This is a genomic window from Sphingomonas ginsenosidivorax (genome assembly GCF_007995065.1).
Lineage (GTDB): Bacteria > Pseudomonadota > Alphaproteobacteria > Sphingomonadales > Sphingomonadaceae > Sphingomonas > Sphingomonas ginsenosidivorax.
The window spans coordinates 1,070,013-1,088,848 of the sequence record NZ_VOQR01000001.1; the positions used below are offsets into that span (position 1 = coordinate 1,070,013).

The 18,836-nt window shown below is 66.6% G+C and carries 13 protein-coding genes; 8 read left to right on the forward strand and 5 right to left on the reverse strand.

Annotation, left to right across the window (positions count from 1 at the left end):
• Positions 1 to 109: 109 nt before the first annotated feature.
• Genes FSB78_RS04780 through FSB78_RS04790 form a run of 3 tightly spaced genes read left to right on the forward strand, consistent with a single transcriptional unit; the run spans position 110 to position 3,092 of the window.
• The gene (locus FSB78_RS04780; RefSeq protein ID WP_147080424.1) at positions 110 to 1,372 is read left to right on the forward strand and encodes an extracellular solute-binding protein; all 1,263 of its coding nucleotides are present in this window, start codon (positions 110 to 112) and stop codon (positions 1,370 to 1,372) included.
• The gene (locus FSB78_RS04785; protein ID WP_147080426.1) at positions 1,369 to 2,250 is read left to right on the forward strand and encodes a carbohydrate ABC transporter permease; all 882 of its coding nucleotides are present in this window, start codon (positions 1,369 to 1,371) and stop codon (positions 2,248 to 2,250) included. The genes FSB78_RS04780 and FSB78_RS04785 overlap by 4 nt, the downstream gene beginning before the upstream one ends.
• Positions 2,251 to 2,255: 5 nt before the next feature.
• The gene (locus tag FSB78_RS04790) at positions 2,256 to 3,092 is read left to right on the forward strand and encodes a carbohydrate ABC transporter permease (RefSeq protein ID WP_242008024.1); all 837 of its coding nucleotides are present in this window, start codon (positions 2,256 to 2,258) and stop codon (positions 3,090 to 3,092) included.
• Here the strand turns inward: FSB78_RS04790 and FSB78_RS19625 are convergent.
• Complete coding sequence (locus FSB78_RS19625; RefSeq protein WP_147080428.1) at positions 3,053 to 4,162, reverse strand: ABC transporter ATP-binding protein; 1,110 nt, start codon at positions 4,160 to 4,162, stop codon at positions 3,053 to 3,055. The genes FSB78_RS04790 and FSB78_RS19625 overlap by 40 nt on opposite strands.
• Before the next feature lie 379 nt (positions 4,163 to 4,541).
• Positions 4,542 to 5,453 carry a LysR family transcriptional regulator gene (locus FSB78_RS04800; protein WP_147080430.1) on the reverse strand — a complete coding sequence of 304 codons (912 nt, stop codon included), beginning with the start codon at positions 5,451 to 5,453 and terminating at the stop codon, positions 4,542 to 4,544.
• 113 nt (positions 5,454 to 5,566) lie between these two features.
• Between FSB78_RS04800 and FSB78_RS04805 the strand changes: the two genes are divergently transcribed.
• The 5 genes from FSB78_RS04805 to FSB78_RS04825 all read left to right on the forward strand — a co-directional run bounded on the left by FSB78_RS04805 (position 5,567) and on the right by FSB78_RS04825 (position 13,497).
• Positions 5,567 to 6,343: an SDR family NAD(P)-dependent oxidoreductase gene (locus FSB78_RS04805; RefSeq protein WP_147080432.1), complete on the forward strand. Its 777-nt coding sequence runs from the start codon at positions 5,567 to 5,569 to the stop codon at positions 6,341 to 6,343.
• A 407-nt stretch (positions 6,344 to 6,750) separates the two neighbouring features.
• Positions 6,751 to 8,037, forward strand: a complete 1,287-nt coding sequence (locus FSB78_RS04810) for an MFS transporter (protein ID WP_147080434.1) — start codon at positions 6,751 to 6,753, stop codon at positions 8,035 to 8,037.
• Entirely contained in the window at positions 8,034 to 10,142 is a 2,109-nt protein-coding gene (locus tag FSB78_RS04815) for an alpha-galactosidase (protein ID WP_147080436.1), read from the forward strand. Before FSB78_RS04810 ends, FSB78_RS04815 begins: the two co-directional genes overlap by 4 nt.
• Before the next feature lie 2 nt (positions 10,143 to 10,144).
• Complete coding sequence (locus tag FSB78_RS04820; RefSeq protein ID WP_147080438.1) at positions 10,145 to 11,302, forward strand: glycoside hydrolase family 68 protein; 1,158 nt, start codon at positions 10,145 to 10,147, stop codon at positions 11,300 to 11,302.
• Positions 11,299 to 13,497: an alpha-galactosidase gene (locus FSB78_RS04825; protein WP_242008027.1), complete on the forward strand. Its 2,199-nt coding sequence runs from the start codon at positions 11,299 to 11,301 to the stop codon at positions 13,495 to 13,497. Before FSB78_RS04820 ends, FSB78_RS04825 begins: the two co-directional genes overlap by 4 nt.
• On the opposite strand, the gene FSB78_RS04830 is transcribed toward FSB78_RS04825, so the two are convergent.
• From FSB78_RS04830 to FSB78_RS04840, 3 genes are all read right to left on the reverse strand, one after another.
• Entirely contained in the window at positions 13,494 to 14,513 is a 1,020-nt protein-coding gene (locus tag FSB78_RS04830) for a LacI family DNA-binding transcriptional regulator (protein WP_147080440.1), read from the reverse strand. The genes FSB78_RS04825 and FSB78_RS04830 overlap by 4 nt on opposite strands.
• Positions 14,514 to 14,590: 77 nt before the next feature.
• Positions 14,591 to 17,155 (reverse strand): TonB-dependent receptor domain-containing protein, encoded by a 2,565-nt coding sequence (locus tag FSB78_RS04835; RefSeq protein ID WP_242008029.1) that lies wholly within the window; start codon positions 17,153 to 17,155, stop codon positions 14,591 to 14,593.
• Positions 17,156 to 17,259: 104 nt separating this feature from the next.
• A complete protein-coding gene (locus FSB78_RS04840; RefSeq protein ID WP_147080442.1) occupies positions 17,260 to 18,789 on the reverse strand; it encodes a tryptophan halogenase family protein in 1,530 nt (509 codons plus the stop codon).
• Positions 18,790 to 18,836: the final 47 nt, after the last annotated feature.

Below are 18,836 nucleotides of genomic sequence, written 5' to 3' on the forward strand. Positions count from 1 at the left end.
GATCGCATCAATCGCCACCGAGCCTCCGCAGAATAATAACATAGGTTATAACGGGATTTAATCGCCCGACGGGTGGTGCGCCGCCGAATGATGCGGCATCGTCGGGTCGATGGGAGAGGGGACGACCGAATGGACGCGGCGGGCCGCGCTGGGGCTGCTGCCCGCGCTGGGTCTGGCCGGCTGCGCCAGTCGACGAGGATCGGACGCGCCGCTGTCGTTATGGGCGATGAGCTGGGAGGGGGATTATTCGCCGCACCTGATGCCCGCGTTCACCGCCGCGACGGGGATCGACGTCGACGTCCAGTCGCTGCCGACCACCGCGAGCCACGAGAAGCTGCTGACCGCGTTTGCCGGCGGCGCGCTGCCCGACGTGCTGATGCTGTTCAACGGCTGGGTCCAGGAGTTCGCGACGATCGGCGCGATCGCGACGGTGCCATCGCCAGCGCTCGTCGCCGACATGTTTCCCGGCGTGCTCGCATCGACCCAGGTGGGCGGGCGCGACTATGCGGTGCCCTGGTCGGTCGCGCCGCAGGTGCAATTCTATCGTCGCGATATCCTTGCCGCCGCGGGCTACGACACGCCGCCCGAGGACTGGGACGGCTGGCGTCGGATGGCGCGCGCGATCAAGCGGCGGCGGCCCGACGACTATGTGTTCCTGATGCTGCTCAACTGGCCGACGGCGCTGATCACGATGCTGTCGCAGGCGGGATCGACGATGCTGCGCGATCGCGACACGCGGGGCAATTTCCAGACGCCAGAGGCACGCGCCGCCTTTGCCTATTACGCTTCGCTCTATGCCGACGGATACGCACCGATGGCGCTGTCGACCGAAATCCAGGATCCGGTCGCAGCGTTCGCGACGGGCTATTGCGCGATCTGGCCGAGCGGGCCGACGACGTTGAAGGATTTCGCGCGACGCGCCGACATCATTCCGCGCGACCGCTGGGCGACCGCGCGGCTCGCGGGGCCGCACGGCATCGGCCCTGTCTCCGGGCTCAGTTCCAGCCTGTGCGTCTCGACCCAGACCAAGCGCCCGCGCGAGGCCTGGGCGCTGGTCCGGCACCTGACATCGGCCCCCAGCGAGCTCGACTATCAGCGGCTGATCGGCAACCTGCCCGCGCGGATGGGGGCGTGGCGTTCGCCGCAGCTTGCCGACCCGGTCCTGCGCCCGTTCGCGGCGCAGATGTGGCAGCCCGCGTCGGCGCCGCGCGTGATCGAGTGGGAACGCATCCAGGCCGAGATCCAGCTTGCCGCCGAACGCGTGGTCCGCGGCGTGCAGACGCTCGACGCGGCGCTCGCCGCGCTCGACGCGCGGGTCGATCGCCTGCTCGCGAAGCGCCGCGCGCTGGTCGAGGCGGGGACGATCCTGTGACGCGGCAGGAGCGGACCGGCTGGCTGTTCTCGGCGCCGGTGCTCGCGATCATCGCGCTCGTCTTCGTGCTGCCGACGGCGCTCGCGCTGGCATTGTCGGTTACCGACTATTCGATCTACGCGCTCGCCGACTGGTCGAACCTGGAGTTCGTCGGGCTCGGCAATTTCGTCGACCTGTTGTCGACGCCGCTGTTCTGGCGAGCGCTCGGCAACACCATGCTGTTCGCCGTGCTCGGCGTGCCGATGGCGATCGGTACGTCGCTGTTCGTCGCGCTGCTGTTGAACGACGCGACGGTGCGATGGAAGCCGCTGTGGCGCGTGCTGCTGTTCGCGCCGTACGTCACCAGCATCGTCGCGACCGCGGTGGTGTGGCGGTTCCTGTTCAACCAGCGTTTCGGCCTGATCAACCGTGCGCTGGGTGCGGTCGGCGTGGCGCCGATCGACTGGCTGGGCGATCCGCACACCTCGATCCCCGCCATCCTGATCTTCGTCACGTGGAAGATCTTCGGCTACAACATGATCGTCTTCACCGCGGCGCTGTCGGCGGTTCCGGTCGATCTGATGGAGGCGGCGCGGCTCGACGGTGCGTCGCGCTGGGGCCGGTTCCGCCACGTCACGCTGCCGGCGATCGGGCCGACGCTTCTGCTGGCGACGGTCATGAGCGTGGCGGGCTTCCTGCAGATCTTCGCCGAACCCTATGTGATGACGCTCGGCGGGCCTGCGCAGAGCACGACGACGGTGCTGTACTTCATGTTCGACGAAGGCTTCAAATGGTGGAACCTGGGGCAGGCGAACGCGGTCGCGTTCATCCTGTTCCTGATGATCCTGGCGGTGACGATCATCCAGACGCGGATCGGGAGGCGGCACGAATGGCTGTGAGGCGGATGCGCACGATCGTATCGACCGCCGCGGCGGCGCTCATCACCGCGCTGACGATCGCGCCGCTCGCCTATATGGTCGTGGTATCGTTCATGCCGCGCGGCGAATCGACGACGCTGCCGACGCCGTTATGGCCGTCGCGCTGGAGCCTGGAGAATTACCACGAACTGCTCGTCCGGCGACAGTTCGACGGCGCGTGGTTCGATTACCGGATCGTGCCGGCGCTGGTGAACAGCATCGGTGTCGCCGCGGTGTCGACCGCGCTCGGGCTGCTGCTGACGGTGCCGGCGGGCTATGCCTTTGCCAAGCTGCGCTTTCGCGGGCGCGAGCGAGGGCTGCAGCTGCTGATCGCGTCGCTGGTGGTACCGGGGCAGGTCGCGATGCTGCCGTTGTTCCTGATCTTCAAGGAACTGGGGCTGGTCAACAGCTATGCCGGCGTCATCCTGCCGAGCCTCGCCGGCATCTTCGCGATCCTGTTCGTGCGCCAGGCGACGCTCGCGATCCCCGACGAGATGCTCGACGCGGCGCGGATCGACGGGGCCAGCGAGGCCCGGATCTTCCGCAGCATCGTGCTGCCGCTGCTGACGCCGATCGTCGTGACTCTGGCGCTGTTCCTGTTCCTGGGGAGCTGGAACGACTTCCTGTGGCCGCTGATCGTGCTCGCCGACCAGCATCTGTATACGCTGCCCGTCGCGGTCGCCGCGATCGCGCGCGAGCACGCCGCCGACGGCGAACTGATGATGGCGGCAGCGGTGGTGACGACGATGCCCGTGCTGCTGCTGTTCCTCGCGCTGCAGCGTTATTACCTGACCGGGCTGCTCGGCGGCAGTATCAAGGGATAGACACGGCCGTCGGGGCGGAACAGGTGGGTGTCGGTGGCGGGTACCGCGAACCGCAGCGTCTCGCCGAGCGTCACCGCACGGTCGCCGGGCAATTGCGCCACGATCGTGCCGACGGCGCCTTGCGCGCCGAGATGCGCGAAGGACAGCGGGCCCAGACGCTCGAGCAGCTCGACCGCGCCCGCGAACGCGCCGTCCTCGGCGGGCGAGAGATGCTCCGGCCGAATCCCGAACGTCGCCGGCCCGCCGATCGCGTCGGCGGGAACACGCGCGGTCGTGCGGACGGCGGTGCCGCCCGGTAGTTGCACGACTGCACCGTCCGCGTCGCACGCGACGATCGTCACGGGCAGCAGGTTCATCCCCGGCGAGCCGATCGCGGCGGCGACCGCGAGGCTGGCGGGGCGGCGATAGACGTCGAGCGGTGCGCCGATCTGCTCGACGCGGCCCTCGCTCATCACGACGATACGGTTGGCGAGCGTCATCGCCTCGAGCTGGTCGTGGGTGACGTAGATCATCGTGCTGCCGAGCTGCTGGTGGAGCCGCGCGAACTCGTGCCGCATCCGCGCCCGCAGCGTCGTGTCGAGGTTGGACAGCGGTTCGTCGAGCAGCAGCACGCGGGGGCGGCGCACCACCGCGCGCGCGATCGACACGCGCTGGCGCTGACCCCCCGACAGCGCGCGGGGCCGCCGGTCGAGCAGCGGGGCAAGGTCCAGCATCGCGGCGACGGCGGCGACGCGATCGGCGATCTCCCGCTTGGGCACGCCCGCGACCGTCAGCGGAAACGCGATGTTCTGGGCGACCGTCATCTGCGGGTAGAGCGCGTAGGACTGGAACACCATCGCCACCCCGCGCTCGGACGGCGCCGCATCGGTGACGTCGAGCCCGCCGATCGACACGCGCCCGGCACTCGGCGCCTCGAGCCCCGCGATCATCCGCAGCAGGGTCGACTTGCCGCAGCCCGATGGGCCGACGAGCACGAGGAACTCGCCATCCTCGACGACCAGATCGGTCGGATGCAACGCGATGCTATCCCCGAACCGCTTGGTAAGCCCGGCAATCGTAACCTCGGCCAAACTCGTCTCCTCGGGACGTCACCTGCGAGACATTGCGAGTTCGTGTCAAATGGTGACCGCGCCTGCCCCTTTTGGGGGATCTGCAGTCTCAACAGTCATGCGACCGGAATTTTCCGCTTTTCCGAGTACCCGGCGTCTACGCGGTCATGGTCGATCCGTCGGGCCTTCCCAAAGAGATCTACGCGTCCGGACGGGCCTCAATTTCCGCGGCGACGTCTGGCAGCGCCTTAGTCCGCGATCAAAGGTCGCAATCCTGTAGTGCCAGTCGCGGGCAGCCGCATTGAAATCAGGAATACGCAGGGAACGCCTGCACTGCTGTTCAGGCTGATCGCGGACCGGCGGATCATCCGGGTACTCGGTACGGCGGACTGAGGCGCGTTCAGGTCCCCGAGCCTTGCACGAAGGCGCGCAGGCGGGGGACGGCGAAATCGAGAAAGGCACGGACCCTGCGCGGGAGTTCGCGCGCACCGACGGAGAGTGCGTGCACGCTTTCCGCATCGCCTGCGGAGGGGCCGGGCAGGACCTCGACCAGGCGTCCGGCGGCCAGGTCGGACCGGACGTGGAAGTCGGCGAGGCGGGCGAGCCCGACGCCTGCGATCGCCATGCGCCGGACCGTCTCGCCGTTGTTGGCAATCAGCGATCCCCGCACCGCGCGCTCGACGATCCGGCCGCCCTCTGCGATCGGCCATGACGTGATCGTCCGGCGGAAGTTGAACCCCAGACAGTCGTGGTTAGCCAGATCGGCGAACGTGACCGGAGTGCCGCGTCGCGCGAGATAGTCGGGCGACGCCACGATGACGCGGCGGGCGGTGCCGAGATTGTGCGCGATCAACGACGAGTCCGGCAGATGGCCGATGCGAAACGCGATATCGGTCCGGTCGAGATACAGGTCGACGATATCGTCCGACAGCGACAGATCGACGACGATGTCGGGATAGAGTTGCCAGAAGGCGGGCAGCAGCGGCTCGATCCCGAGCGTGCCGAAGCCGACCGATGCGGTCATCCGGACCGTGCCGCCCGGGCTTGCCGCGCCTTGCGTCAGTTGGCGGTCGAGATCGTCGAGGTCCGCCAGCATGACCTGGCCACGTTCGTAATAGACCTGTCCCTCGGCGGTCAGCGACAGCCGCCGCGTCGATCGCTCGATCAGGCGGACCCCGATCCGCGCCTCGATCCGCGCGATCAGCTTGCTGACCGTCGACGGGGTCATCCGCAGCGCCCGCGCCGCTTCCGAGAAGCTGCCGGTATCCACCACGCGCAGGAACACCTGCATCTCGCCCGCTCGGTTATCCATTGGCCACCTGTGAAACTGCTTCACAGGTAAAGCGCCGGGCGGGCCGATTATCAAGCGCGGACAGCAGGCTTATTTCATGGCTCGACCGACACTGGATAATCGAGGACATCCCCATGGACCTGAAACTTCGCGGCAAGAGTGCGCTCGTCACCGGTTCGACCGCTGGCATCGGACTGGAGATTGCCCGCCAACTCGCCGCCGAGGGCGTCGAGGTCACTATCTGCGGGCGTGACCGGGCGAAGCTCGACGCCGCCGCCGCGGATGTCGGCGCGGCGCACGCAATCCTCGCCGACGCGGCGACCGCAGAGGGTGCGGCGGCGCTCGTTGCCGCGCTTCCTGCGGTCGATATCCTCGTCAACAATCTCGGCATCTACGAATCCAAGCCGTTTGCCGAGATCACCGACGACGACTGGCGCCGCTTCTTCGAGGTGAACGTGCTGTCGGGCGCCCGGCTCGCCCGCGCCTATTTCCCGGGCATGCTGGCGCGGGACTGGGGGCGGATCATCTTCATCTCGAGCGAGTCCGCCGTGATGATCCCGTCCGACATGATCCATTACGGGATGACCAAGACCGCGCAGCTCGCCATCTCGCGGGGGCTCGCGGCCCTGACCAAGGGCACCAACGTTACCGTGAACACGGTGATGCCGGGCACGACCCGGTCCGAGGGAATCGTGAGTTTCCTCAAGAGCGTGGCGAGCGATGCCTTGCAATCGGATGCGGCGATCGAACGCGAGTTCTTCGCCAGGGACCGCCCGACTTCGCTCATCCAGCGGATGATCGAGCCCGACGAAGTCGCCAGCATGGTCGCCTATGTCGCGAGTCCATTGGCGGCGGCGACCAACGGCGCCGCGTTGCGAGTCGATGGCGGGATCACGCCGACGATCGTGTAGTCCGCGCGACGATTCCGAACGGCGGACGCCGACTTTCCTGGGTAGAGTCGGTGTCCGGTGCACGACGGGGCGGGGGCACGGGTTTCCATCCCGCTGATCGTGTTCCGGCGTTCGGGATTGCTCCGTCGATCGACCGAAGCACGTTGCCCAATCTCAGGCTATCGCCGTGATATCCGGCCTTTTGTTCATGGGCAGACGGGACGCCGGCGCCGGTGCAGGTCGGCAACTCCGTGGCGATCCAACACTCCGATCGATCGCTGAGCTCGATTATCGCAATCGATTGTTGCGCTTGTTTGTCTGGATGCTATGAACGGTCTCAGCTCGCGCAGACGAGTGTCAGCGAGTGAGGATCATTGATGCACCCGTCCGGTTCGAAGCCCCGATTGTCGCTCTCACGAATTCTCGAGATGAACCTCGGCTTCCTGGGCCTGCAGTTCTCGTTCGGCCTGCAACAGGGCAACATGGCGCCGATCTACGGGTATCTCGGCGCGTCGGAGGCGGCGCTGCCGCTGCTTCAACTCGCAGGACCCGTGACCGGTCTGCTCGTGCAGCCGCTGATCGGCGCGATGAGCGATCGCACCGACAGTCGCTGGGGACGGCGGACGCCCTATTTCCTGCTTGGCGCCTTGCTCTGCGCTGCCGGCCTGTTCTTCATGCCGCTCAGTTCGTCGCTGCTGATGGCGGTATCGATCCTGTGGATCCTCGATGCCGGCAACAACATCACGATGGAGCCCTATCGCGCCTATGTCGCCGATCGGCTCAACGCGGACCAGCACCAGATCGGGTTCCTGACCCAGAGCGCGTTCACGGGGCTGGCGCAGATGTTCGCGTTCCTCACACCGTCGTTGCTGGTGTGGGCGGGCATGAACCAGGACTGGGTCGATACGCACAACATTCCCTACACCGCGCGGGTCGCCTTCATGGTCGGCGCGGTCCTGAGCTTCTCGACGATCCTGTGGTCGATCCGGCGGGTCCCCGAACTGCCGCTCTCGGCTGAAGACAAGGCCAGGATCGCGACGACACCGAAGGATTTCGGTGCGGTATTACGCGAGATCGGATCGGCTATCCGCGCCATGCCGGTCGCGATGCGCAAGCTCGCACTGATGAGCCTGTTCCAATGGTACGCGATGGCCGCCTACTGGGCGTACGTGATCTACTCGATCGGTCGGTCGGTCTATCACACCAGCCTGCCGACCTCGTCGGGCTTTCATTCCGCGGTGCTGGCGAACGGCGAGATGGCGGCGTTCTACAACGGCGTCGCCTTCGTCGCGGCCTTCGCGATGGTGCCGCTGGCGAAGCGCTTCGGGGCGGCAAGCCTGCATGCCGGATGCCTCGTCCTTGCCGGGCTGGGTATGCTCTGGTTGCCGCATGTCGCCGACAAATGGATGCTGTTCCTGCCCGCGATCGGCATCGGCATCGGCTGGGGCAGCATGATGGGCAACCCCTACGTCATACTGGCGGGATCGATCCCGGCCGAACGGACGGGCGTTTACATGGGTATCTTCAACATGATGATCGTGATTCCGATGCTGATCTTTTCCGGCACGATGTGGCTGTTCTACGACCGGCTCCTGGGTGGCGATCCCCGCAATGTCCTGACCTTGTGCGGGGTCCTGATGTTCGCGGCCGCAGCCGCCGTCTGGAGCGTGCGCGAGCGTGACGCTCAGGGTCTGTCGGTGGGTGTCGGCGCATGATGATCGCGCTGCAGGGGCCGACGACGAGCCTGGTGCTGGAACCCCGCGGGAGCGCGCCGCCGGCCTGGCGCTGGTGGGGACCGCGGGTCGATGCCGGGGCGCTGCCGTCGCTCGTCGACAGCCGACCCGCCGCATCCTTCTCGCCGGATGTGGACCAGCCACTGACCGTGGCGCCCGCGTTCGGGACGGGCTGGTTCGGATCGCCCGCCTTGCGGGCGCATCGTGCGGGGCGGAATTTCGCCCAATGGTTCGAGACGGCCTCGATCGACGAGGGCGACGGTTTGATCGAGGTCACGCTCGTCGATCGCGCCGCGAAGGTGACGTTGGTCCAGCGGATCACGGTGCAGGGTGACGTCGCGACGCTGTCGGCGTCGGTCACGAACGATGGTGACGACGTGCTCGACATCGATTGGCTGGCGGCGGGCACGCTGCCGCTGCCGGCCGATTGTGCGGGCATCCGCAGCTTCACCGGACGCCACAATGCCGAGTTCGTGCCCCAACTGGAACCGATGCCCGCGCAGGGCTGGGTTCGGGACAACCGCCGCGGACTGACGGGCCATGCGGGACCGCCGGGCGTGTTCGTCATGGGCCCCGACACAGGATGGCATGCCGGGCGCGTCCATGCGGCGCAACTCGCGTGGTCGGGCAATCACCGGTTGTCGGTCGAGCGGGATGACGATGGTTTCTGGACGCTGCAGATGGGCGAGGCGCTCGCCCCCGGCGAATGTCGTCTGTCGCCGGGTGCGCGCTACGATACGCCCGAGATGCTGGCGGCATGTTCCTCGGCGGGACTGAACGGCGCGATCCAGGCCTTCCACGGCGCGATCCGTGCACGGGCGCCCTGGCCCGGTACCGGAATGCCGCCCCGCGCGGTGCATGTGAACAGCTGGGAAGGCTTTTATTTCGACCATGACGAGGCGGCACTCATGGCGCTGGCCGATCGGTCGGCGGCGCTGGGCGTGGAGCGCTTCGTGCTCGACGACGGCTGGTTCAAGGGCCGCGACGACGACACGGCGGCACTTGGCGACTGGGTGACCGACAGCGCCAAATATCCCGACGGCCTTGGCCCGCTCGCACGTCATGTCGTCGCGCTCGGCATGTCGTTCGGGCTGTGGGTCGAGCCCGAGATGGTCAATCCGGACAGCGACCTGGCGCGCGCGCATCCCGACTGGGCGTTGCAGGTCGATGGCGTGCCACAGCTGACCTCCCGCCATCAGCTGGTGCTCGATCTGCGTCGGCCGGCGGTTCGCGACTATCTCTTCGAGGCGATCGACCGGCTGCTGTGCGATCTGCCGATCGCGTATCTCAAATGGGATCACAACCGCGACCTCGCCCCCGCGGGCGGTGCGCAAGGCCATGCCGGCTATCACGCACAGGTCGCGGGCGCCTATGCACTGTTCGAGCGGTTGCGGGCTGCGCATCCTGCGCTGGAAATCGAGGCCTGCGCAGGCGGCGGGGGCCGGATCGACGCGGGCATAGCCGCGCATACGCACCGGTTCTGGACGAGCGACTGTATCGATGCGGTCAGCCGGGTGCGGATGCAGCGCGGATTTCTCCATTTCATGCCGGCGGAAATGATGGGCAGCCATGTCGGCGCCAGCCCGGCGCATTCGACCGGGCGGCGGCAGGGCATGGCGTTCCGTGCGGCGGTCGCGCTGCCCGGCCACCTGGGCGTGGAACTGGACCCCGCCGCATTGTCGGAGCGGGAGAACGCGGTGCTTTCCGACGCGATCGCGCGCTACAAGCAGCTGCGCGCGCAGTTCCATTCCGGCAAGGTCTGGCTGGGGGAAGGGCCGGACGGCCTCGTCTGGCAGATGCACGGCGAGCCCGGTGCTCTGCTGCTGAGCGTGACGCGGGTCGATCCGACGACCTTCCGGCATCCGCCGGCGGTGACGCTGCCGCCGCTTGCCGGGGCCGGATCGCTCCGGGTGCGCCTGCTCGATCTTGCCACCGAGGACGGCCATCCGGCGCCCGACGCCGCGCTGTTCGGTGCGATGCGCGGGGACGGCGTCCTGTTCGACGGGGACTGGCTCGCACAGGCAGGCCTGCCGATGCCGGCGATGAAAGCCGAAAGCGTCGCGCTCTTCGCGCTGGAGACACACTAATCATGACCGTTGCCACTATCGTATCCGTTTCCAGCACCGACGCTACGCGGCCGACCCACTGGAGCGCGGAGCAAGCGCGACAGGCCGCGCACCAGCCCGGATCAGCCTTGCCGGTCATTACCGTGCGCGACGTCGTTCCGATCGTCGTGGACCATGACCTGTGGGACATGTGGCAAATCGCCTATGCCGACGGCCGGACTGCCTATGTCGACGGGCGCAGCTGGTGGTTCTTTCTCGCCACGCCGCGGTTCGACGATCCCGAGGATCGACACGATGCCGCGCGTATCCGCCTGACCAGCCACGGCGCGGACGGCTGGCGCGATCACGGGACGACGTTCCCCGACGACTTCGCCCCGGGCAGCCGCGAATGGTCGGGCTCTGCCGTGCTGGACGAGGACGGCGTGACCCTGACGATGTATTTCACCGCATCCGGGCGGCGTGGCGAAGCACGGACGTTCGAACAGCGACTGTTCGAAACGCGCGGACGCTTCGACTCGGGCCGGGTCGGTGAATGGAGCGAACCGGTGGAATCGATCGCGGCAGACGGCGCGACCTACCTGCGCGCCAACCAGGCCGACGCCGTCGACGGGCGCATCAAGGGCTTTCGCGATCCCGGCTATTTCCGCGATCCTGCCGACGGCGCCGAATATCTGCTTTTCAGCGGATCGGCCGGCTGGGTCGCCGACGTGCATGACGGGGTCGTCGGTGCCGCGCGACGCGCTGTCGAGGAAGCTAACTGGACGCTGGTCCCACCGCTCGTCGAATCGATCGGGGTCAACAGCGAGCTCGAACGGCCGCATATCGTGGTTCACGACGCGCAATACTACTTGTTCTGGTCGACGCAGCGGAAGCGCTTCGCGGACGGCATCGCGGCACCGACCGGGCTGTACGGCATGGTCGCGTCGAGCATGGCGGGGCCGTGGCGTGCTCTGAACGGCTCCGGCCTGGTTGCGGGCAATCCGGCCGAAGAGCCGTACCAGGCCTATTGCTGGTGGGTGACGGGCGAGCTGGAGGTCATCAGTTTCGTCGATTTCTGGGGCCTGAACGGCGCGGCGCTCGACGATGCAGGGACCAGACGCGCGCATTTCGGGGGGACGGCTGCGCCCTGGTTCCGGCTGACGCTCCAGGGCGACGTGGCGAATGTGGAGATGGGACGATGATGCGACGGGCCCTGCTATGCTTGCCGCTCGTCGCGCTCGCGATGCCGGCGTCGGCCAAGGTGACCGCGGCGCCGGGTTCGCGAGTGTTCCGGCTCGACGGGTCGGGCGTCAGCTATGCGCTGGGCGTCGACGACAAGGGCTATCTGCGTCCCATCCATTGGGGCGCGCCGCTGCCGGACGGCGATCCGCTCGTCCCGCCGCCCGTCGCCGAGCCGTCGAGTTTCGATCCCGCACCGAGCGTGACAGCGCAGGAATTTCCGGGGCAGGGGGAGGGGCTCGTCACCGAGCCCGGGGTCAAGGTCGCGTTCGCGGACGGCAATCGCGACCTCGTCCTCAAATATCGCAGCCACCGCGTCGATGGCGAGACGCTGATCGTCGAACTGGCCGATATCGTACAGCCGTTCTTCGTCACGCTGCGGTACACGATCGATCCCGATACGGGGATACTGGCGCGCTCGGCGACGATCCGTAACGGCGGCAAGCGTCCGATGCGCGTGGACCAGTTGGCGGCGGCGGTGTTCACGCTGCCCAGCGGCGACGATTACCGGCTCAGCTACCTGACCGGACGTCACGCCGCGGAATGGACGCTGAAAGAGACGCCCGTAACCCCCGCGCTGACCGCGATCGAAAGCCGGCGCGGTCTGACGGGGCATGGCAACAATCCGTGGTTCGCGATCGGCCGCAACGGCAAGACCGCGGAGGAGAGCGGTCCGGTCTGGTTCGGCGCGCTGGCCTGGTCGGGATCGTTCCGGATCAGCGTCGCGCAGGACGTGCTCGGCCGCGTGCGCGTCGGTGCCGGCTACAACCCCTATGACTTCGCCTGGCGGCTGAAACCCGGCGAGACGCTGGACACCCCGGTCTTCTACGCCGGCTATTCCGATCACGGCATGGGCGGTGCGTCGCGAACCTTCCACGACTTCCAGATGGCGCACATCCTGCCCGACCACGCCCGCGCCAAGCTGCGTCCCGTGCTCTACAACAGCTGGGAGGCGACCGCGTTCGACGTGACCGAGGCCGGACAGATGGCGCTGGCCGAGAAGGCTGCCAAGATCGGCGCCGAGCGGTTCGTGGTCGATGACGGCTGGTTCGGGGCACGCGACAGCAACCGTGCGGGCCTGGGCGACTGGACGGTCAATCCGCGCAAGTTCCCCAACGGGCTGAAACCGCTGATCGACAAGGTGAAGTCGCTGGGAATGGATTTCGGGCTGTGGGTCGAGCCGGAATCGGTCAACCCGGACAGCGATCTCTATCGCAAGCATCCCGACTGGGTCGTCAGCTTCCCGGGACGCCCGCGGACCGAGGCGCGTAACCAGCTGGTGCTGAACCTGGCTCGCCAGGACGTGCGCGATCACGTCCTCGCCTGGCTCGACCGCCTGGTGACGGAGAACGACATCGCGTTCCTCAAATGGGACGTGAACCGCCGCTGGACCGAACCCGGCTGGGCGGAGCAGGCCCCGGAGGACCAGCAGCGCCTGTATGTCGACTATGTCCGCAACCTGTATTCGATCCTCGACACCTTGCGTCGCCGGCATCCCGCGCTCGAGATCGAAGGCTGTGCCGGCGGAGGCGGACGCGTCGATCTGGGCATGATGGCGCGCGTCGACGAGGTGTGGACCTCGGACAATACCGACCCGTCCGACCGGTTGGCGATCCAGGACGGGTTCACCCGCGCCTATGCACCGGCGACGATGATGGCCTGGGTGACCGACAGTCCCAACTGGGCGAACACCCGCGTCACCACGCTGGACTATCGGTTCCTCTCGGCGATGCAGGGCGGACTGGGGATCGGCGCCAACCTGATCAAATGGCAGGCGGAGGATTTCGCCACGGCGTCCAAGTGGATCGCGGCCTACAAGGGGATCCGGCCGACCGTACAGCGCGGGCGGCTCTACCGGCTGATCAGCCCCGATGCGTCGGCGTCGACATCGGCGACGATGTACGTCGCCCGCGACCAGCGCCAGGCCGTGCTGTTCCAGATGCTGCATTCGTCGATGTGGCGCGACAATCCCGGTGCGATCCTGCCACTGGGCCTGGCGGCGGAGCGGCGCTATTCGGTTCGCATGCTGGGCGGTACTCCGCTGCCGGCGGGTGTCCCCGCCGTCGCGAGCGGGCAATACTGGATGACGCAGGGTATCCGCGCACCGCTCAAGGGCGATTTCGTCGGTGCGGCCTTCGTGTTCGAGGCAGCGCCCTAGGCGCTGTCGCGGACGATCAGGCGCGGCGTCATCTCGACGGAGGGCGCGGTCTCGCCCGCGATCCGCGCGAAGAGCGCATCGATCATCGCCGCGCTGCCGATCTCCAGGTCCTGGCGGACGGTGGTTATCGACGGCACCATCTGCGCGGTGAAGGGGAGATCGTCGAACCCGGTGACGCGAAGGTCTCCGGGCACGGACAGTCCGCGCTCGGCGAGCGTGCCGATCGTCCGCCGCGCGATGACGTCGGACGCGCAGGCGATCGCGTCGATCTTGCCGGTCACGCGATCCAGGTTGGCGGCGATTTCCTCGCCCATCACGTCCGATGCCATGTGCGTGTCGAGCTGGATCGGGGGAGGGGTGCCGGCGGACTCCGCGGCTGCACACAGACCACGATAGCGTTCCGTGATCTCCAGCGTCCGGATCTCGCCCATGAAGGCGATACGGGTCGCGCCCTGTGCGATCAACCGCTCGCCGAGCAGACGGCCTCCGGCGAAATTGTCAACGCCGATCGCGCAATGGCGCTGGCCCGGCACATGGCTTCCCCAGACGACCAGCGGACGATAGTTCTCGGCCACCGCCTCGATGACGTCGAACTGGTCCGACTGGCCGATCAGCAGGACCCCGTCGACCATGCCGGAATGCACGACCCGGCTCAGCCAGTCCTCGGCATCGGGGATGATGCGCGAGAGCATCACGTCATAGCCACGTTCGGTAAGCGCATCGGCCAGATGACCGAACAAGGTCAGGAAGAACGGATCGGACACGTGCTGACGCCGTTCATGGCCGAGCGGGACGGCGATGCCGATCACGCCGGTCCGCTGGGTCCGCAGCCGGCGGGCCATCAGGTTCGGCTGGAAATTATGCTCGATCGCAAGCGCTTCGATGCGCTGACGCGTCTCGTCGTTGACGACGGTCTTGCCCGCAAGGGCTCGCGATACGGTGCCCGGGTGAACGCCGGCGAGCCGGGCGAGGTCGACAAGGGTACGAACGGGCACGGTCGACTTTGAAATCGTCATGCCGTCAGCCCTACCGCGTTGGGTACCCAAAAAAAAGGGATGGAGCGCAAGGGGGGAGACGCTCCATCCAGGGGGACCTAGAAGCGATACCGGACCGACCCGGTGACCGTGCGTCCGTACAGGGCGGTGTTGCTGAACACCGCGCTGTTCGACGAAAGGATCGGGTTCAGGCTGCCGCCACCACGGAAACCGAGCTTGTCGAACAGATTGTTGACATTCAATCCCAGTTCGATGCGCTCGACCGGTCGCACGGTGAGGAAGCCGTTGACGAAGGTCGAGCCCTTGATCGTGTAGAGATTGAAATCGTCCGACTTGGTGCTGGTCTGGCCGTTGACGCTGACGCCGAAGGCCACGATCCCCGCATCATAGGACGGCGACACCACGAACAGGAACTTGGGCAGGCCACCCGGGCGGTTGCCGACCAGAGCGGCGGTGCCGCTGCTCGTAATCTTCGAACTCGAATAGGTGGCGTCCGCGGCGAGGTGGAAGTTGCCGGCCGTGACACGGCTGGTGAACTCGATGCCGTAGGAACGATACCCGTTCGAGATGTTCGGATCATTGTTCGGGGCAGGCAGGCTGATCCGCGTGAAGTCGTAGTTATTCTCGGTCAGCGTCGAGCGGAAGCCGGTGACTTCCACCGAATAGGAGCCGCCGAGCACCTCGCCACGCTGCTTGAGCCCGATCTCCTGCTGGTTGAGGAAGTTGACCGAGGTCGACTGCCCTTGCTGGTTGAGCGAACCGTCGGCGTTGAAGTTGCCCGACAAGACGCGGCGGTCGGCATTGAAGCGTCCACCGCGGCTGGCCCGTGCGAAAATGCTCGTGTTCGTGTTGAAGGCGTAGAGCGCACCCAGCGACCAGCTGAAATAATGATCGGTATAGTCGATATTCTCGACCGTCGGGCTGAGCACCAGCGACGGAATCAGCGCGGATCCCAGCGCATCCGCGACACGGGTAACCGGGCCGGCGACGCCGCCCTGTGCCGTGCCTTCGCCGTGAACGCTGTCGTAGCGGACACTGGCGTCGAGGTTCAGACCGCCGACCTCGTAGCCGACCTGCAGGAAGGGTGCCGCGTCGGTATAGGTGAGATCGACCCGGCGAGCGCAGCAGCTGCCCCAATTGTCGTTGAACCCGGCCTGGCCGGCGGCCGTCAGCTGCGTGCCGGTCGTCGAGAAGAGATCGAGGGGGACGGCATTCTCGCCGTTGAGTTCGCTGTACTGACGGTTGACGTGCCAGTCCTGGACGATGTTCTGCTTCATCACGAACACGCCGGCCGTGACGGTCGCCTTGCCGGGTCCGACTTCGAACTTGCCGTTCAACGTCAGGTTGTTGGCGAAGTTGTTCATGTTCTTCATCAACGTATTGATGTTCGGGTTATTGTTTACGTACGCCCCGGTATAGACCTGTCCGACGTTCGGACCCGCTGCATAGCGGAGCGAGCCGACCGTGCTGCCGTTGACCGTCGAGCCGATGACGCCGCCTGCACCGGTACGCGGCGCCACGTTGATGAACTGGGTGGTGAAATTGCCCTTGATCCACTGATAGCGGATGCTGTTGTCGATCGTCAGGTTGTCGGTCAGGTCGTAATGGAACTGCGCGCCGATGCCGGTGACGCGCGGGTGGATGCCCTGCACCTCGGCGTTCTTCACCCCGCGGCCGTCATAATCGAGATACTGGAAGCTGCGGTTGTAGATCGAGTAGGACGACCCGTCGCGGCCGTCGAAGGTCGGCAGTGGCGAGAAGCCGGTGATCTTCGTGCCGTTGTACCGGGCGAGCGAGGGCGTCGTCGTGTTGGTCGGCGCCTGTTCGTCGAGCCGCTTGAAGTTCAGGCGGATGAACCCCCGGTTGTCGGGCAGATCCTTGGTGATGTTCCCCTTGATCTGATAGCCGCGCAGGATGTTGAATTTCTCGTTGGTCAGGCCGCCGCCGTTGCGCGCGTAGCCGCCGACATGGAAGCGCAAGGTGTCGTTGATCGGCGCACCATAGTCGAAGTCGACGCGGTGCTCGCGGTAGCCCAGGCCGTTGCTGTACGCGACCTGCCCGCCAGCCTTGTCGCCGGTCTTGCTGAGATAGTTGACGACGGCGCCGGGCGCCTGGCTGGAGAAGGTCGACGCCGAGCCGCCGCGCACCGCTTCGACGCGCTGGACGTTCTGGTCGAAGCGCAGCCAATAGTCGTTGTTGCCGAAGTTCATGTCGCCGAACAGCACGACGGGCAGCCCGTCTTCCTGCAGCGCGACATATTCGGATCCGCCGGTCGACACCGGGATGCCGCGCACGCCGATGTTGGCGTTACCGCCCGGGCCCGCGGTGTCGGAGGGCTGAAGGCCAGGGATGTTGCGCAGGACCTCCGCTTCCGAACGCGGCGTGAAGTTCTGGATGGCTTCCTGGCTGATCTGCGACACCGAGATCGAACTGCGGAACCGCGATCGTTCGCCGGTGGTCGCGGTCACGACGATATCTTCGCTCTGCGCCGCGGCGTCGGGGATGTCCCCGGCCTGGCTGACCTGGTCGGCGCCGGTCGCGACGGGCTGCGCCGTGGAGTTGGTCGACTGGGGATCTGCCGGGCCGGTCTGGGCAGCAAACGCGGGGAACGCCGCAAGCATCGCGATCGGCGACGTGCAGGCAAGCAAAAACCTCATCTTCATAGCAAACCCTCCTGAGTCGCCCCGCTCCGGAGGCTACGACACCTCCATACCACCGCAACAATCGTTTGCAAGCGAAGATGCAATGGATTGCGGGGCCAATTGTCTTATTTTTGGCGGGGTATCGCGCTCGCGCCGATGCGGGTGAGATAATCGCTGTGGGACGGCATGGACTCGGCCATCTTCGCGATCGCATCGGCGAGCCGGTCGACGAACACCGTGCTCGTTCTCCCGCCGGTCGCCGTGTCGAGCAGTGGGTCGCCAAAGCCGGGATCGTTCAGCTGGCCGATATGGACGGCAAGCCAGCTGGCCGGACCGAACAGATCCATATCGCGGGCGATCAGCCGGCCACCGCGCTGGAAATGCGCGATCTTCAGCGCGAGCGTCTCGGGGATCGGCATCGCGGCGCATTCCCGCCAGAGCGGGGCATCGTCCCGCCGGGTCAGCTTGTAATGCAGTATCAGGAAATCGCGAATCCGCTCATACTCGGTGATCGCGACACGGTTGTACTCGTCGATGATCAACGGGTCGAAGTCACGCGTCGGGAAATAGGCGAGCAGCTTGGCGATGCCGGTCTGGATCAGATGGATACTGGTGGATTCGAGCGGCTCCATGAAACCGCTCGAAAGCCCGATCGCAACCACGTTCCGGTTCCAGAACAGGCGGCGGCGACCCGTCGTGAATCGCAGCAATCTGGGCTCGGCAAGCGCCTCGCCGTCGAGGTTCGCCAGGACGGTCGCGGTCGCCTCGTCATCGGAGATGTGGCGACTGCAATAGACATAGCCGTTGCCGGTGCGGTGCTGCAGCGGGATGCGCCATTGCCAGCCCGCGGCACGCGCCGTGGAGCGGGTATAGGGCGTGAGGCCGTCACCGCCGGTTACGCACGGCACCGCGACGGCGCGGTCGCATGGCAACCAATGCGTCCAGTCCTCGTAACCGGTGGCGAGTGCGCCCTCGATCAGCAGGCCACGAAACCCCGAGCAATCGACGAACAGATCGGCTTCGATCCGTCGTCCGTCCTGCAGGGTGACGCCGGCGACATGGCCGGTATCGCCGTGAAGCGCCACGTCGCCGACCTTGCCCTCGATGCGCACGACGCCGCGCGCCTCGGCATAATTGCGCAGAAACCGCGCGTAGAGGCCGGCGTCGAAATGATAGGCATAGTCGAAGGTCGAGGCGACGCTGCGTTGATCCGCCATCGGCGCGGCGAACCGACCCCGGCTGGCCGCACCCCAGGCCATCGACAGGTCGTCCAGCGGTATCGACGATCCGGCGTCGCGCGCGGCAAGCCAGTGCTGATGCACGGCCACCAGGTCGAAGGGTTTGCCGAACGTGCCGAAGGGATGGAAATACCGATGCCCGATCTTCGCCCAGTCGACGAATTCGATCCCGAGCTTGAACGTCCCCCGGGTTTCACGGAGGAAATCGGCCTCGGCGATGCCGAGCGTATCGTTGAACAACTTGATCGGGGGGATCGTCGCTTCGCCGACACCCACGGTGCCGATGTCGTCCGACTCGACAAGCGTGATCGGACACCGCGTCCCGAGTGCGTGCGCCAGCGCCGCCGCCGTCATCCAACCGGCAGTGCCGCCGCCAATGATGGCTACAGACCGGATTGCCGTTTCGGTCCTGTCCATTCGATCCACCTCTCACCCTCCATGGCTGCGCCGTCTTGCGGCGTTTG

What these genes read in the sequence shown, in the direction of transcription:
- FSB78_RS04780 (WP_147080424.1), top strand. Translation starts at nt 110, where the DNA reads ATGGGAGAGGGGACGACCGAATGGACGCGGCGGGCCGCGCTGGGGCTG.
- FSB78_RS04790 (WP_242008024.1), top strand. Translation starts at nt 2,256, where the DNA reads ATGCGCACGATCGTATCGACCGCCGCGGCGGCGCTCATCACCGCGCTG.
- FSB78_RS04800 (WP_147080430.1), bottom strand. Translation starts at nt 5,453, where the DNA reads ATGGATAACCGAGCGGGCGAGATGCAGGTGTTCCTGCGCGTGGTGGAT.
- FSB78_RS04805 (WP_147080432.1), top strand. Translation starts at nt 5,567, where the DNA reads ATGGACCTGAAACTTCGCGGCAAGAGTGCGCTCGTCACCGGTTCGACC.
- FSB78_RS04810 (WP_147080434.1), top strand. Translation starts at nt 6,751, where the DNA reads ATGAACCTCGGCTTCCTGGGCCTGCAGTTCTCGTTCGGCCTGCAACAG.
- FSB78_RS04815 (WP_147080436.1), top strand. Translation starts at nt 8,034, where the DNA reads ATGATGATCGCGCTGCAGGGGCCGACGACGAGCCTGGTGCTGGAACCC.
- FSB78_RS04820 (WP_147080438.1), top strand. Translation starts at nt 10,145, where the DNA reads ATGACCGTTGCCACTATCGTATCCGTTTCCAGCACCGACGCTACGCGG.
- FSB78_RS04825 (WP_242008027.1), top strand. Translation starts at nt 11,299, where the DNA reads ATGATGCGACGGGCCCTGCTATGCTTGCCGCTCGTCGCGCTCGCGATG.
- FSB78_RS04830 (WP_147080440.1), bottom strand. Translation starts at nt 14,513, where the DNA reads ATGACGATTTCAAAGTCGACCGTGCCCGTTCGTACCCTTGTCGACCTC.
- FSB78_RS04835 (WP_242008029.1), bottom strand. Translation starts at nt 17,155, where the DNA reads ATGAAGATGAGGTTTTTGCTTGCCTGCACGTCGCCGATCGCGATGCTT.
- FSB78_RS04840 (WP_147080442.1), bottom strand. Translation starts at nt 18,789, where the DNA reads ATGGACAGGACCGAAACGGCAATCCGGTCTGTAGCCATCATTGGCGGC.